This is a genomic window from Xanthomonas sp. NCPPB 2632 (genome assembly GCF_041228075.2).
Classification (GTDB): domain Bacteria; phylum Pseudomonadota; class Gammaproteobacteria; order Xanthomonadales; family Rhodanobacteraceae; genus Luteibacter.
The window spans coordinates 914,487-928,409 of record NZ_CM192979.1 but is presented as its reverse complement, the minus strand read 5'-3'; the positions used below and the strand labels follow the sequence as shown (position 1 = coordinate 928,409).

Sequence of the window (13,923 nt, the reverse complement as noted above, 5' to 3'; positions counted from 1 at the left end):
CACTCCTTACTTGAGGCACGGCGGCCCGGGGGCGATGATGGGCCGATGACCGAGACCCTTTTCGCTTCCCAGGCGGCCGACACGCTCGTCGCGCGCGACCTTTCCGTCCTCTGGCACCCGTGCACCCAGATGCACGACCACGAAACCCTGCCCATGGTACCCGTCGCACGCGGCGAAGGGGCATGGCTGGTCGGCACCGACGGCCGGCGTTACCTCGATGCCGTCAGTTCCTGGTGGACCAACCTGTTCGGCCATGCGGAACCCCGCATCGCCAGTGCGGTGAAGGACCAGCTCGACAAGCTGGAACACGTGATCTTCGCCGGCTTCACCCACGCCCCCGCCGTGGAACTGGCCGAGGAACTGGTGCGCATCACGCCGCCGGGCCTGGATCGCGTGTTCCTGGCCGACAACGGCTCCGCCGCGATCGAGGTGGCGCTGAAGATGAGCTTCCACTACTGGCTCAACCGGGGCCACGGCGAGAAGACCCGGTTCATCGCGCTCACCGGCAGTTACCACGGCGAGACACTGGGCGCCCTTTCGGTCAGCGACGTGGCGCTGTACCGGAAAACCTATGCGCCGCTGCTGCTGACGCCGGAGCTCGCCCCTTCCGCCGACACCTACGAAGGCGAACCGGGCGAAACGCCACGCGAGATCGCCACCCGCCGCCTCGCGCAGATGCGCGACATCCTCGAACGCCACGCGCACGAAACCTGCGCGGTGATCGTCGAGCCGCTGGTGCAGTGCGCCGGCGGCATGCGCATGTACGACGCGTCCTATCTCACTGGGCTGCGCGCGTTGTGCGACGAGTTCGACGTGCACTTCATCGCCGACGAGATCGCCGTGGGCTTCGGCCGCACGGGCACGCTGTTCGCCTGCGAGCAGGCCGGCGTCTCGCCCGACTTCATGTGCCTGTCCAAGGGCCTCACCGGCGGTTTCCTGCCGTTATCGGCCGTGCTCACCACGCAGGACGTGTACCACGCGTTCTACGCGGAATACGCGACGGGCAAAGCCTTCCTGCACTCGCATAGCTACACCGGCAACCCGCTGGCCTGCCGGGCCGCCACCGCCACGCTGGGCATCTTCCGCGACGATCCCGTGCTGGAGCGCAACCGCGTGCTGGCCGCGCGCATGGCGCAGCGGATCGCTCCGCTCGCGGACCATCCGCACGTGGCGCAGGTACGCCAGACCGGGATGATCGCCGCCGTGGAGATGGTCGCGGACAAGTCGAAGCGCACACCGTTCCCGGCCGGCGATCGCCGTGGCCTGCGCGTGTACCGCCACGGCCTGGCCCACGGCGCGCTGCTGCGTCCGCTGGGCGATATCGTCTACTTCATGCCGCCCTACGCCATTACGGAAGACGAGATCGACTTCATGGTGGATACCGCCATCGCCGGCATCGACACCGCCACCCGTTAGCGGCGGCACGCCGTCGCTACAATGACGGTTTGCCACCGAGGGACGCCACCATGCGCAGCATTCGCATCCATGTCGACATGCCGCTGGCCAGCGGGCAGGACCTGATCCTGCCCGCCCAGGCAGGCGAGCATGTGGCCCGCGTGCTACGCCTGGAAGCGGGTGCGCCGGTGGTGCTGTTCTCCGGCGACGACGGCATGGAATTCGACGCCACGCTGGCCAGCGTCGGCAAGCGCGAGGTGGTGGCACACGTGGGCGAGGGCCGCCCCGTGCATAACGAATCGCCCCTGGCGCTGACCCTGGTGCAGGGCGTGGCGCGCGGCGAGAAGATGGACCTGATCGTGCAGAAGGCGACCGAACTCGGCGTCGCCCGCATCGTGCCGATCCTCACCGAGCGGTCCGAGGTGAAACTGGATGCCGCGCGTGGCGAGAAGCGCCTGTTGCACTGGCGCGCCGTGGCCGCCAGCGCCTGCGAGCAATCCGGTCGCGCACGCGTGCCGCAGGTGGACGCGGCGGTGCCCATGGCGACCTGGCTGGCCGCCCTGGGCGACGACAGCGCCATGCGGCTTGCCCTGTTGCCCGAGGGCACGCGGCGTCCGGGGGAACTCGCCCTCGCCGGCCCCGCACTGCTCGCCATCGGACCGGAGGGTGGTTTCGGCGAGCGCGATCGCACGGCACTGGCGGCGCACGGGTTCACCGGCCTGAGGCTGGGCCCGCGCATCCTGCGCACGGAGACGGCGGGCCTGGCCGCCATCGCCGCGCTACAGGCGCTCTACGGCGACCTCTGACCCAACACGCCGTCGATGCGGCGCATCACGTCGTCATCCAGCAGGGGCACCGCATCCAGCGCCCCCAGGTTGGCTTCCAGCTGCGACGTGCGGCTGGCGCCGAGGATCACGGTGGAGACGTGCGGGTTTTTCAGGCACCAGGCCAGCGACATCGTGGCCATCGGCAGACCGAGGTCGGCGGCGATCGGCGCGAGGGCACGCACGGTGTGCAGCCAAGCCCCGTCGTTGGCGAGCTTTTCGTCACGCAGCCAGGCATTGCCCGGCTGGCCCAGGCGCGAATCGTCCGGCACGCCGTCGTTGTACTTGCCCGTCAGCAGGCCCGACGCGAGCGGCGACCAGATGGTGGTGCCCATGCCGTAGCGCTCGTACAGCGGCGCGTATTCCCGCTCGAACCGCTCGCGATGCAGCAGGTTGTACTGCGGCTGCTCCATCGACGGCGCGATGAGGTGGTGCTCGCGGGCCAGCCCATGTGCCTCTTCGATCTGCGCGGCCGTCCATTCGCTGGTGCCCCAATACATGACCTTGCCCTGCCGGACCAGGGCATCCATGGCGAGCACGGTTTCCAGGATCGGCGTATCGGGATCCGCACGGTGGCAGAAGTACAGGTCGAGGTAATCCACGCGCAGGCGCTGCAACGCCTGATGGCATGCATCGAACACGTGCTTGCGCGACAGGCCGCGCTGGGTGGGTTTCGGATCGGTCACCGCACCGAAGTAGACCTTGCTGGATACCACGTATGCATCGCGCGGCAGGCGCAGGTCGGCGATCACGTCGCCCATGAGGCGCTCGGCGTCACCGGCGTTGTAGGTCTCGGCATTGTCGAAGAAGTTGACGCCGCGGCCGTAGGCCAGCGCGATGAGCTCTCGGGCCTGCGTGCGCCCGACCTGACGGCCGAACGTCACCCATGCGCCGAAAGACAGCGCGGACACCTTGAGGCCGGTCGAACCGAGGCGGCGGTATTCCATCGGGACATTCCTAGCGAACGAAGAAGAGAACCAGCGACAGCACGGCCGCGGCGAAGAGGCCGGCGATGACATCGTCCAGCATGACGCCCAGGCCACCCTTCACGCGGCGATCGAACCACGCGATCGGCCAGGGCTTCCACACATCGAACAGGCGGAACAAGGCGAACCCGGCCAGCACCACCCACCAAGGGGCAAGCAGCGCGGGAAGCAAGGCGATCCACTGGCCGACGAACTCGTCCCAGACCAGGCTGCGATGGTCGGCCACGCCGAGGATGCGCCCGGCGACCTCGCACGCCCACACGCCGATGGCGAAGCTCACCACCAGGACGGCCAGCCAGGCGAGCGGCGACAGGTCGCGCAGCAGAAGCCACGGCAGGATCGCCGCCGCTGAACCGAACGTGCCCTGCGCCTTCGGCGCCAGGCCCGAGCCGAACCCGCAGGCCAGCCAGCCCGCCGGCGAGGCCAGCAGGCGGCGGCGGTCGGTCGGATCGAGGACGTACTTGGTGCTCATGCCGCGAAGTGGTTCCAGCCGCTGCGCGCGGGCGCGAGTGTTTCGCCCACGGCATCGACCACGCGCACGCCCGCGCCTTCGACGATGCGCCCGATGCGCGTGGCACCGCAGCCGAGCCGCGAAAGCACGGCGCCTACCTCGGCCGCCTGGTCGGCGGGTACCGTGAAGCACAGCTCGTAGTCGTCGCCGCCACCCAGCGCGAAGTCCTGCGCGTCGGCCTCGGCGAAATGCGTCAGCAGCGCGGACGATCGCGGCAGCAACGCGGCATCGATGGACGCGCCCACGCCGCTGGCCGTGCAGATGTGGCCAAGGTCGGCCACCAGGCCGTCGGAGATATCGATGCAGGCGGTGGCCACCCCGCGCAACGCCTGCCCGGCCGACACGCGCGGCACCGGCCGGTTCAGCCGCTCGATCATGCCGGCATAGGGCGTGATGTCGTTTTCCTCGAGGCAACGCAGGCCGGCCGCCGCGTCACCGAGCGTGCCGGTGACCATCACCGCGTCGCCCACGCGCGCGCCGGAACGCAGCAACGCCTCGCCCGGTGCGATGAAGCCGTGGACCGCCACGGTGACCGTCAGCGGCCCACGCGTGGTGTCCCCACCGATCAACGCGAGGCGATACGGCGTGGCCAGTTCGGCAAAACCGCGGGCCAGGCCGTCGAAGAAGGCTTCGTCGCCGTCGGGCGTGGTCAACGCCAGCAAGGCCCACGCGGGCGTGGCCCCCATGGCGGCCAGATCGGAAAGATTCACCGCCAACGCTTTCCAGCCGATGTCCGCCGGATCGGTACCCGGCGGAAAATGGATGCCCTCCACCAGCGTGTCCACCGCGATCGCCAGTTCACGCCCGGCGGGCACGGCCACCACGGCCGCATCGTCGCCGATCCCCGTCAGCACATCGTCGCGATGGACGCTGGTGTGACGGCGGATGCGGTCGATCAGGTCGAATTCCATGCAGGTTCCTTGTCCCGCGGGGATTCGCGGTGGGCTCAGGATCGCTTCTCGGCCGTACGCCAGTGCGTCGCGAGTTTGTCGAGGACACCGTTCACATAGCTGTGGCCATGGTCGGCACCGAACCGCTTGGTGGCTTCCACCGCCTCGTTGATGACGACGCGGTAGGGAACGTCCGGACGGTATTTCAGCTCGTAGGCACCCATGCGCAGGGCGGACAGTTCGATCGGATCGATCTGCGCCACTTCGCGATCGACGAACGGCTTGATGCCGGCGTCGAGTTCCTTCACGTGCTGCTCGACGCCGCGCAGGATGTCCTCGAAGTATTCGAGGTCGGCCACCACCATGTCCTGCTCGTGGCGGAACTGCTCGATGACGTTGCCCATCTTGGCGCCGCCCACCTGCCACGCGTACAGCGCCTGCAGCGCACGACGGCGCGCGCGTGAGCGGGCAGCCAGGTCGATCCCGTGCGGAGGCCTGTTCATCGGGCCAGCTTCGTATAGAGGTTGGCCATCTCGATGGCCACCATGGCGGCATCGCTGCCCTTGTTGCCGGCCTTGGTGCCGGCACGCTCGATCGCCTGCTCGATGCTGTCGGTGGTCAGCACGCCGAAGGCCACCGGCACGCCCGAGGCATACGCGGCCTGGCCCAGGCCCTTGGCGGCCTCACCGGCCACGTAGTCGAAATGCGGCGTGGAGCCACGGATGACCGCACCCAGGCCGATCACGGCGGCGTACCCGCCGGCACCGGCGACCTTGTAGGCGGCCTGCGCGATCTCCCAGGCGCCGGGCACGCGGATCAGGTCGATCGCGTCGTCGCTCACGCCGTGGCGGACCAGCGTGTCGCGCGCGCCTTCGATCAGCGGCTCGACGACGAAGCTGTTGAAACGACCCGCGACGATGGCGAAACGGCCCTTCGGGGTGGCGAAATCGCCTTCGATGATCTTCATGTACGCATGTCCTGTGGCGAAACGGCCGCCGGGCGGCCGGGTATTTTACGGGGTTTTCGGCCGGGGGTGGCCGGTAAACGTGAGGCGGGACTGTCCGGCGGCCACATCCAGCCGACCCGGCGCGCCGAACGGCAGGGTGAACTTGCGCGGGCCATGGCCGAAAGGCAGCCCGCGCACGACCGGCACGCCGCTGGCGGCGGCAATGCGGTCGAGCGCCACGTCCACGTCGTAGCCGTTGTCGTATTCGGTCACCCGGTAGTTGATGAAGTCGCCCACCACCAGCGCCGCCTGGCGACGCAGCACGCCGGCGTGCAGCAGCTGGTAGAGCATGCGTTCCACACGGTAGGGCGGCTCGGCCAGGTCCTCCACGTAGAGGATGCCGCCGTCGATCGACGGGAAATACGGTGTGCCGACCAAACCCGCCAGCATGGCCAGGTTGCCGCCCCAGAGGGTGCCTTCCACGTGGATGTCCGAGGTTTCCGGCGCATCCCACGTCGCCTGGCCTTCCTCCGCGGCCAGCGTCTCCCAGAAATGCGCCCAGGTGTGGGCATCGAGGCTGGCCGCGCCGAAGTCGCCGCCCAGCATGGGCCCGCCCAGGGTGACCACGCCGCTCTTCGCATACAACGCGCACTGCACCGCGGTGAAGTCGCTCAGGCCCACCAGCGCCACCGGTGCGCCACGCAGGCGACGGCCCAGCCCCTCGTAATCGAGCAGGGGCAACAGCGGGTGCGCACCGTAACCGCCGCGGATCGCCAGGGCGATGTCGGGAAGCTCGCGCGCGGGATCGGCCAGCGCGTTGAGGTCGGCGGCGCGCTCGGCGTCGCTGCCGGCAAAGCGCAACATGCGTCGCGCAAGCACCTCCTGGCCGGTCACGCGATGGCCGGCCGCTTCCAGCCGGGCGATGCCGCGGCGCATGGCTTCGGCGGATTGCGGGTAACCGGAAGGGGCGATGAGGCGGATGTCGTAGGTCGGAAGCATGGTCTCGCGAGGTCGTGGCACAGGGCGGTAGCAATAGAGGGTCGCGGTGTGGATGGCAACCCGTGGGCGGATCAGCCGGCCTGCTCCACCACTTCCAGGCCGAAGCCGGCAATGCCGACGAAGCGGCGTGGCGTACCCATGACGCGCAGGCGCCTGGCACCCACGTCGGCCAGGATCTGGGCACCCAGCCCGAGCTGCCGCCACTCCTGGTCGTCCCGCGGCGCGGGTGTCGGCACCACATCACGCTTGAGACGGCCCAGCAGCGCGTCGGCGCTGTCCTCGCCCGAGAGCACCACCAGCACGCCACGATCCGCGTCATGGATGCGCCGCAGCGCATCGGTCACGGTCTGGCCGAGGTCGTCGCGGCGAAGGTGGAGCACGTCCGACAGCGTGTTGCGCACATGCACCCGCGTCAGCACCGGTTCGCCGTCGCCCACGTCACCCCGCGTCAGCGCGAAGTGCAGGCCGCTACGGATGGCGTCGCGGAAGGCTATCAGCCGGAAGGGACCGAACTCGGTATCGACGTCCTCCTCGTGCACGCGTTCCACCGTCTTCTCGGTTTCGAGGCGGTAACGGATCAGGTCGGCGATGCTGCCGATCTTCAGGCCGTGCTTCGCCGCGAACACTTCCAGTTCCGGGCGCCGGGCCATGGAGCCGTCGTCGTGCAGGATCTCGATCAGCACCGACGAGGGCTCCAGCCCGGCCAGCGCGGCCAGGTCGCAGCCGGCCTCGGTGTGCCCGGCGCGCATCAGCACGCCGCCCGCCTGTGCGGTCAGCGGAAAGATGTGCCCGGGCATGATGATGTCGGCGGGCTTCGCGTCCTTCGCCGCGGCCACGCGGATCGTGTGCGCGCGGTCCTGCGCGGAGATGCCCGTCGTGACGCCTTCAGCCGCCTCGATCGAAACGGTGAAGTTGGTGTGGTACGGAGACGTGTTGTCGCTGACCATGGGTTTCAGCCCCAGCTGGCGCGTATGTCGCTCGGTCAGCGTGAGGCACAGCAGCCCCCGCGCCTCGCGGACCATGAAGTTGACGTCTTCCGGCCGCACCTTCTCGGCGGCCATGACGATGTCGCCTTCGTTTTCACGGTCTTCGTCATCGAGGATGACGACCATGCGGCCCTGCCGGAGGTCCTCGAGGATCTCGGGGATGGTGTTGAAGGACATGCGGGGCGGTTCCTCAGGCGAAGCCGTGCTGTTTCAGGAAGGCCTCGTCGAGGCGCGGGGCATCGCCGCCGGTGAGCAGCCGCTCGACATAGCGCGCGACGACGTCGACCTCGATGTTCACGGCATCGCCGGGACGCCGGGCGACGAAAGCCGTATGTGCCACCGTATGGGGGATAAGGTTCACCCCGAAGCGGTTGCCGCCCACCTCGTTCACCGTGAGGCTGGTGCCGTCGATGCACACGGAACCCTTGTGGGCGATGTAGCGGGCTATCTCGCCGGGCACCTCGAAGGTCCAGCGCGAGGAGCGGCCGTCCGGTGCCACGGACACCACCTTGCCCACGCCGTCCACATGCCCCGAGACCATGTGCCCGCCCAGGCGGTCGGCCAGGCGCAGGGCTTTCTCCAGGTTCACCGGATCGCCGGCCTTGTGCTTGCCGAGGGTGGTGTGCGCCAGGGTTTCGTTGGAGACATCGGCCGCGAAGCTGGCGGCGTCGAAGGCCACCACGGTGAGGCAGACACCGGACACGGCGATGCTGTCGCCCAGGGCGACGTCGGTCATGTCGAGGGGAGCGGTATCGACGACGAGGCGTACGTCGCCGCCGCGCGGTTCCAGCCGCGCGATGCGGCCAACGGCCTGGATGATGCCGGTGAACATGTCAGCGACCTTCCGGGAGGAAGGCGGCGACGAGGTACTGGATTTTCATGAAACGTTTCCCGCGGTGGTGAGCGAAAAACGCCCCAAGGCGCATGGCGCCGCCCGCCCCGCCAGGGACGCGCGAACGCCGTCTTCTTTCATCCGGACTGTAACCGTCGGCTCCGGCATCCGACCGGATCTGCTGACCTCCCGGCAGGACCGGGAGCGCTCGCGGGCTTGTTTCCTCACGGAAACCTACCGCCGGTGGGGAATTGCACCCCGCCCTGAAGACGCTGTGGAGGCCGCTTCCCGAGGAAAGCAGCCGGCTGAGAATAGCATGCGGCCTGAAGGGCCGATTGCAACGGTCAGGGCGGCAGTGGGTGGCCCTCGAGCACCTGGTCCATCACTCGACTGGTGCGCGCCGCCGAGTCGCCCGTCGAGGGGCAGGCGCCCTTGCCGGTCAGCGTCGCCACGATGGTGGCGATCAACGGTTGCTGGATGTGTGGCGGATTGGCCACCTGGATGCTTTCGCGTCGCTCGCCGGCCTCGAGTTCGATCGGCCCGTCACCGAAGGTGGCGAAGACCAGCCGGCCACGATCGCCGACGATCTCCACGCGATCCTCGCGGCGGTCGGCGGCGAAGTTCCACAAGCCGGTACCCAGCACGCCGCTGCCGAGACGAAAGGCCATGGCGACGGCGTCTTCGGCCGGATAAGCGTTCATCTGGTGCGCGGTCATGCCACGCGCTTCGACGATGGGGCCGAGCAGGAAATCGAGGATGTCCAGCGTATGGCAGCCGATATCCACGAAGATGCCGCCGCCGGACAGCTCGGGACGCACCGTCCAGGGCAGGTTGGCCGGGTCGCGGTAGCGTGCCTCGAGCGGATGGTGCAACAGCACGTTGACCAGGCGCGGCGTGCCGATCGCGCCCTCGGCCAACAGCGCGGCGATACGCAGGAAGCGCGGCAGCGCGCGCCGGTAGTAGGCCACGAAGACGGGCACGCCGGCCGCCCGCGCGGCCTGCAGGATCGCCGTGCATTCCGAGTGGTCCATCGCCATCGGTTTCTCGATGTACACCGGCTTGCCCGCGGCGATGGCCATGAGGGCGTACTCGCGATGGCTGGACGGCGGTGTGGCGACGTATACGGCGTCCACGCCGGGATCGGCGACCAGCGCCGCCGCGTCGTCGTACCAGCGCGGCACGCCGTGGCGAGCCGCATAATCGCGCGCCTTGTCGCCGTCACGCCGCATCACGGCGACCAGCGACGAGTCGCTCACCTTCGCAAACGCAGGGCCGCTCTTGGTCTCGGTGACGGCACCGCAGCCGACGATGCCCCAGCGGACGTGCGGATAGGTTTTCACGCCGGCCGCAGCTGCAACCGCATGTCGTCGCCCACCTGCCGGCGGTCCACCGTGTGCAGGCGCCAGCGCGAGGCCATGTCGTCGAGCGGCGGCAGGGTGAGCATCGGGCGCCCGCTGCTGCCGAGCAGGACCGGCGCGACATAGACCAGCAGCTCGTCGGCCAGCCCCGCTGCCAGCAAGGCGCCGCACAGGACCGGGCCTGCCTCGACATGCACCTCGTTCACGTCGCGCCGGGCCAGCTCGTGCAGCACGGCACGCAGCTCCAGGCCGCCGTGGTCGTCACGACGTACCGCCACGCGCGCCACATCGGCCAGGTGGGCCGGCACGTGCGCATCCGGGGCATGAAACACCAGCGTGGGCGCCGTGCCGTCCAGCACGCGGGCACCGGCCGGCGTGCGCAGCATGGTATCGACGATGGCACGCAGCGGCGGTACGTATCCAGGGGTGTCGGGCAGGCGAACGGTCAGTTGCGGGTCGTCGGCCAGCACGGTGCCGCTGGCGGAAAGAACGGCCGAGGACCGGGCACGCCAGCGCTGCACATCGGCGCGGGCGGCCTCGCCGGTAATCCACTTGGAGGTGCCGTCGGCCAGGGCCGTGCGGCCGTCGAGGCTCATGGCCAGCTTCACGCGCACCCAGGGACGGCCGCGTTGGATACGGCTGAAGAAACCGATGTTCAGCTCGTGCGCGGCGTCGCGCATCAGGCCCACCTGCACGCCGATGCCGGCGGCGCGAAGTTTTTCGATACCGGCACCGTCGACCTGGTCGAATGGATCCTCGTGCGCGACGACCACACGGCCCACGCCCGCCGCGATCAACGCATCGGCGCAGGGCGGCGTGCGACCGTGGTGCGCGCAGGGCTCCAGGGTGACGTAGGCCGTGGCACCGCGTGCCGCCGTGCCGGCTTCACGCAGCGCGAAGACTTCCGCATGCGGCTCCCCCGCGCGCGCATGCCATCCGGTGCCGAGCACAGTCTCGCCGCGGGCGATGACGCAGCCCACGCGCGGGTTGGGCTGGGTGGTGGCGAGGCCGCGCTCCGCCAGGCGCAAGGCGTGCGCCATGTGGAGGTGATCCATGGCGGGAAAGAACGGGCGCGACATGCTCAGCCCTTGCGCCCGCGCCTGGCTGCGTCCAGCAGCGGCAGTTGCAGGCCTTCGATCGAGGGGAGGTCGCGCTCGAGTTTCTCGATCTCCTCGCGGAAAGCGTGCACGTCCTCGAAGCGGCGATACACCGAGGCGAAGCGCACGTAGGCCACCTGGTCGAGTTCCTTCAGTTCGCGCATCACCAGTTCGCCCACCTGGCGCGACGGCACCTCGCGCTCGCCGAGGCGGCGGAGGTCGTTGATGACGGCGCGCATCGCGGTATCCACCGCGTCGCTGGCCACGGGGCGCTTCTGCAGGGGGCGCTCGAAACTCACGCGCAGCTTGTGCTCGTCGAACGGCTCGCGACGATCGCCGGACTTGACGATCACCGGCAGCTTCAGCTCGGCGGTCTCGAAGGTATTGAAACGCTCGCCGCACTGGGGGCACTCGCGTCGACGACGCACCGTGCTCCCGTCTTCGGTGAGCCGTGAGTCGATGACGCGGGTGTCTTCATGCTGGCAGAACGGACAGTGCATCGATCAGCCATATACCGGGAAACGGTCGCACTGAGCCGTGACCTTCTCGCGCACCGCCGCGATGACGGTGTCGTCGCCCGGCGCATCCAGCACGTCGCAGATCCACTGGGTGAGCTCGATCGTGTCCGCTTCCTTGTAGCCGCGGGTGGTGATCGCCGGCGTGCCCACGCGCAGGCCGGAGGTGACGAACGGCGAACGGGGATCGTTCGGCACGGCGTTCTTGTTGACGGTGATGTGCGCCTTGCCGAGGGCCGCTTCCGCGTCCTTGCCGGTCACCTCGCGACCGATCAGGTCGACCAGCATCAGGTGGTTCTCGGTACCGCCGGAAACGACCTTGTAGCCGCGCTCGATCAGCGTCTTCGCCATGGCCTTGGCGTTCTTCACCACCTGGCCCTGGTAGTCCTTGAATTCGGGCTCCAGGGCTTCCTTGAAGGCCACGGCCTTGGCCGCGATGACGTGCATCAGCGGGCCGCCCTGGATGCCGGGGAACACGATGGACTGCAGCTTCTTCTCGATGTCCTCGCCCAGGCCCTTGGCGACGATGATGCCGCCGCGCGGGCCGCGCAGGGTCTTGTGCGTGGTGGACGTGACCACATGGGCGTGGTCGATCGGGCTGGGGTAGTGGCCCGTGGCGACGAGGCCGGCGATGTGCGCCATGTCGACGAACAGGTAGGCGCCGACCTTGTCGGCGATGGCGCGGAAGCGCGCCCAGTCCATTACCTGCGAATAGGCGGAGAATCCGGCCACCACCATCTTCGGCTTGTGCTCGATCGCCAGGCGCTCGATCTCGTCGTAGTCGACCAGACCGGTCTCGGCATCGATGCCGTACTGCACGGCGTTGTAGATCTTGCCGGAGAAGTTGACCTTGGCCCCGTGGGTCAGGTGACCGCCGTGGGCGAGGCTCATGCCCAGGATGGTGTCGCCCGGCTGCAACAGCGCGAAGTACACGGCCTGGTTGGCCTGCGAGCCGGAATGCGGCTGCACGTTGGCATAATCGGCGCCGAACAGCTTCTTCAGGCGCTCGATGGCGAGCTTCTCGGCCACGTCCACGTATTCGCAGCCGCCGTAGTAGCGCTTGCCGGGGTAACCCTCGGCGTACTTGTTGGTCAGCGACGAGCCCTGGGCCTCCATGACACGGGGGCTGGCGTAGTTCTCCGAGGCGATCAGTTCGACGTGATCTTCCTGGCGACGGGTCTCGTCGGCGATGGCCCTGGCGAGTTCGTCGTCATAGCCGGCGATCGTTGCATCCTTGGGGAACATCTCTACCTCGGGTCGCGGGTGGGGAATGAAGACCGAAAGTGTAGCGCCCGCCGGGGTTTGCGGCCACTGCCAGCCCATCGGGGTCAGCGGCGTTCCAGCCAGAGCTCCGGCCGCTCGGACGTGGGACCGTGGCGCAGGTAGGACCGGATGGCCCTTTCGTTGTCGGCGGAATAGGCCAGGCAACTGAACGTCGAGGGGGCCGACGGGTGCATGTTGCTATCGCACTGGTACCAGTTCAGCAGGCTCCACGGGTAGGTTGGGTAGCGCCCCGTGACCGCGGCCGCGTGGGTGGCGCCCAGCGTGTGCCCGAACTCGTGCGCCATCACGGAAAGACGCCCCTGGATGCTTGCCGTCGCTTCGCTCTGCCCTTGCAAGGCCAACCCGGAGGCCCTGCCGATCGCCGGCCGGGCCGTCAGCAGCAGGAACTTGTGCTTGTAGGACCGCCCGTAAGGCAGCCCGAGCGCGGGCGCGACGAGCTTGAGCGCACGGGCGAAACGATCCAGGACATCGACGTGCTCGTAGTCCATGTCCGTGATCCAGGCGATCCGCGAGTGATAGCGGAGACTGATCTGCGACTCGCCGGGAAGCACCGTCATCAGGTCCTCGAGCCACCATGCGCCGAGCCGGGCGTGCAGGTCTGCGGGATCGCCACCGCTGCCCAGGTCGTCGTGGAGGAAGACGTGAAAGGTCGGGTGGTAGGCCAGTGGGTCCTCGATATGGTCGGGCGGGATCGAAAGCTCGCCCTGGAAACGGATCTCGGGCTCGTCGACGTAGCCGACGCCGGCGGGATAGTTATGCCATTCCACCTTGTCCCACCCGGACCGGAAGACCACGACATCCACGCCGGCCCTGCTCGGCACCGAGATGTCGAGCCTGTCCCCGCCGCGGGTGAACACCGCCTTTTCCCCGTTCAGCCGTCCGGCGTACATGACCGCGACAACCGCTGCGGGCAGGCGCAGATCGACCGGAAGCCGTCGCTCGACGACGATGCCTTCCTGGACGGCACGACGGGTTCGCCCGGGCGCGGGCTTCGAAGCCGTCGTAGCCGGCAACGTGATGCTGAAGGGCAGCCCTGACGCGACGGCGCGATCGAAGCGTGCGACGAGACTGGCCGTGTCGTCCTGAGGGTCGGGATCGGCGTGCGCCACGGCGGGCAGCAGAAAAACGCAGGCCAGGGCAAGACGCCCGGCGAGACGGAGCACGGCAGACATGCGGACATCCTTGTAGGCAGGAAAGATCACGATACGCAGATCGACAGGCGAAGATGGTCGGACCGACACGGCTGGCGGTAGCCGCCTACGCGTTCCTTCGCCTCACCACCCGGCGATGCCTGTACGTG

15 protein-coding genes and 1 riboswitch are annotated in these 13,923 nt (G+C 68.7%); of the genes, 2 read left to right on the top strand and 13 right to left on the bottom strand.

What is annotated here, in order from left to right:
- The first annotated feature begins 45 nt into the window (after positions 1-45).
- Together AB8808_RS04110 and AB8808_RS04105 are read left to right on the top strand one after the other, a co-directional pair.
- Positions 46-1,416, top strand: a complete 1,371-nt coding sequence (locus tag AB8808_RS04110) for an adenosylmethionine--8-amino-7-oxononanoate transaminase (protein WP_369926980.1) — start codon at positions 46-48, stop codon at positions 1,414-1,416.
- A 50-nt stretch (positions 1,417-1,466) separates the two neighbouring features.
- Complete coding sequence (locus tag AB8808_RS04105) at positions 1,467-2,201, top strand: 16S rRNA (uracil(1498)-N(3))-methyltransferase (protein ID WP_369926978.1); 735 nt, start codon at positions 1,467-1,469, stop codon at positions 2,199-2,201.
- Here AB8808_RS04105 and AB8808_RS04100 read toward each other — a convergent pair.
- The 13 genes from AB8808_RS04100 to AB8808_RS04040 form a co-directional block, all read right to left on the bottom strand.
- Positions 2,186-3,166: a potassium channel beta subunit family protein gene (locus AB8808_RS04100; protein WP_369926976.1), complete on the bottom strand. Its 981-nt coding sequence runs from the start codon at positions 3,164-3,166 to the stop codon at positions 2,186-2,188. The genes AB8808_RS04105 and AB8808_RS04100 overlap by 16 nt on opposite strands.
- Positions 3,167-3,176: 10 nt before the next feature.
- The gene (locus AB8808_RS04095) at positions 3,177-3,677 is read right to left on the bottom strand and encodes a phosphatidylglycerophosphatase A family protein (RefSeq protein ID WP_369926974.1); all 501 of its coding nucleotides are present in this window, start codon (positions 3,675-3,677) and stop codon (positions 3,177-3,179) included.
- On the bottom strand, positions 3,674-4,627 hold the full coding sequence (gene thiL, locus AB8808_RS04090; protein ID WP_369926972.1) for a thiamine-phosphate kinase: 954 nt from the start codon (positions 4,625-4,627) through the stop codon (positions 3,674-3,676). The genes AB8808_RS04095 and thiL overlap by 4 nt, the downstream gene beginning before the upstream one ends.
- Positions 4,628-4,662: 35 nt before the next feature.
- On the bottom strand, positions 4,663-5,109 hold the full coding sequence (gene nusB, locus AB8808_RS04085; RefSeq protein ID WP_369926970.1) for a transcription antitermination factor NusB: 447 nt from the start codon (positions 5,107-5,109) through the stop codon (positions 4,663-4,665).
- Entirely contained in the window at positions 5,106-5,573 is a 468-nt protein-coding gene (ribH, locus tag AB8808_RS04080) for a 6,7-dimethyl-8-ribityllumazine synthase (RefSeq protein ID WP_369926968.1), read from the bottom strand. Before ribH ends, nusB begins: the two co-directional genes overlap by 4 nt.
- 45 nt (positions 5,574-5,618) lie before the next feature.
- Entirely contained in the window at positions 5,619-6,551 is a 933-nt protein-coding gene (ldcA, locus tag AB8808_RS04075) for a muramoyltetrapeptide carboxypeptidase (protein ID WP_369926967.1), read from the bottom strand.
- 71 nt (positions 6,552-6,622) lie between these two features.
- Positions 6,623-7,714, bottom strand: a complete 1,092-nt coding sequence (ribB, locus tag AB8808_RS04070) for a 3,4-dihydroxy-2-butanone-4-phosphate synthase (RefSeq protein WP_369926965.1) — start codon at positions 7,712-7,714, stop codon at positions 6,623-6,625.
- 13 nt (positions 7,715-7,727) lie between these two features.
- Positions 7,728-8,369, bottom strand: coding sequence for a riboflavin synthase (locus AB8808_RS04065; RefSeq protein WP_036137371.1), 642 nt, complete (start codon positions 8,367-8,369; stop codon positions 7,728-7,730).
- A 125-nt stretch (positions 8,370-8,494) separates the two neighbouring features.
- A riboswitch (FMN riboswitch) is annotated at positions 8,495-8,644 on the bottom strand.
- A 69-nt stretch (positions 8,645-8,713) separates the two neighbouring features.
- On the bottom strand, positions 8,714-9,709 hold the full coding sequence (locus tag AB8808_RS04060) for a Gfo/Idh/MocA family protein (protein ID WP_369926963.1): 996 nt from the start codon (positions 9,707-9,709) through the stop codon (positions 8,714-8,716).
- Positions 9,706-10,767, bottom strand: coding sequence for a bifunctional diaminohydroxyphosphoribosylaminopyrimidine deaminase/5-amino-6-(5-phosphoribosylamino)uracil reductase RibD (ribD, locus tag AB8808_RS04055; RefSeq protein WP_369931324.1), 1,062 nt, complete (start codon positions 10,765-10,767; stop codon positions 9,706-9,708). The genes AB8808_RS04060 and ribD overlap by 4 nt, the downstream gene beginning before the upstream one ends.
- A gap of 41 nt (positions 10,768-10,808) precedes the next feature.
- The gene (gene nrdR, locus AB8808_RS04050) at positions 10,809-11,324 is read right to left on the bottom strand and encodes a transcriptional regulator NrdR (RefSeq protein ID WP_369926962.1); all 516 of its coding nucleotides are present in this window, start codon (positions 11,322-11,324) and stop codon (positions 10,809-10,811) included.
- A gap of 3 nt (positions 11,325-11,327) precedes the next feature.
- The gene (glyA, locus tag AB8808_RS04045) at positions 11,328-12,584 is read right to left on the bottom strand and encodes a serine hydroxymethyltransferase (protein ID WP_369926960.1); all 1,257 of its coding nucleotides are present in this window, start codon (positions 12,582-12,584) and stop codon (positions 11,328-11,330) included.
- An 83-nt stretch (positions 12,585-12,667) separates the two neighbouring features.
- On the bottom strand, positions 12,668-13,795 hold the full coding sequence (locus tag AB8808_RS04040) for a hypothetical protein (protein WP_369926958.1): 1,128 nt from the start codon (positions 13,793-13,795) through the stop codon (positions 12,668-12,670).
- Between the last annotated feature and the right edge of the window lie 128 nt (positions 13,796-13,923).

What these genes read in the sequence shown, in the direction of transcription:
- AB8808_RS04110 (WP_369926980.1), top strand. Translation starts at nt 46, where the DNA reads ATGACCGAGACCCTTTTCGCTTCCCAGGCGGCCGACACGCTCGTCGCG.
- AB8808_RS04105 (WP_369926978.1), top strand. Translation starts at nt 1,467, where the DNA reads ATGCGCAGCATTCGCATCCATGTCGACATGCCGCTGGCCAGCGGGCAG.
- AB8808_RS04100 (WP_369926976.1), bottom strand. Translation starts at nt 3,166, where the DNA reads ATGGAATACCGCCGCCTCGGTTCGACCGGCCTCAAGGTGTCCGCGCTG.
- AB8808_RS04095 (WP_369926974.1), bottom strand. Translation starts at nt 3,677, where the DNA reads ATGAGCACCAAGTACGTCCTCGATCCGACCGACCGCCGCCGCCTGCTG.
- thiL (WP_369926972.1), bottom strand. Translation starts at nt 4,627, where the DNA reads ATGGAATTCGACCTGATCGACCGCATCCGCCGTCACACCAGCGTCCAT.
- nusB (WP_369926970.1), bottom strand. Translation starts at nt 5,109, where the DNA reads ATGAACAGGCCTCCGCACGGGATCGACCTGGCTGCCCGCTCACGCGCG.
- ribH (WP_369926968.1), bottom strand. Translation starts at nt 5,573, where the DNA reads ATGAAGATCATCGAAGGCGATTTCGCCACCCCGAAGGGCCGTTTCGCC.
- ldcA (WP_369926967.1), bottom strand. Translation starts at nt 6,551, where the DNA reads ATGCTTCCGACCTACGACATCCGCCTCATCGCCCCTTCCGGTTACCCG.
- ribB (WP_369926965.1), bottom strand. Translation starts at nt 7,714, where the DNA reads ATGTCCTTCAACACCATCCCCGAGATCCTCGAGGACCTCCGGCAGGGC.
- AB8808_RS04065 (WP_036137371.1), bottom strand. Translation starts at nt 8,369, where the DNA reads ATGTTCACCGGCATCATCCAGGCCGTTGGCCGCATCGCGCGGCTGGAA.
- ribD (WP_369931324.1), bottom strand. Translation starts at nt 10,767, where the DNA reads ATGGCGCACGCCTTGCGCCTGGCGGAGCGCGGCCTCGCCACCACCCAG.
- nrdR (WP_369926962.1), bottom strand. Translation starts at nt 11,324, where the DNA reads ATGCACTGTCCGTTCTGCCAGCATGAAGACACCCGCGTCATCGACTCA.
- glyA (WP_369926960.1), bottom strand. Translation starts at nt 12,584, where the DNA reads ATGTTCCCCAAGGATGCAACGATCGCCGGCTATGACGACGAACTCGCC.
- AB8808_RS04040 (WP_369926958.1), bottom strand. Translation starts at nt 13,795, where the DNA reads ATGTCTGCCGTGCTCCGTCTCGCCGGGCGTCTTGCCCTGGCCTGCGTT.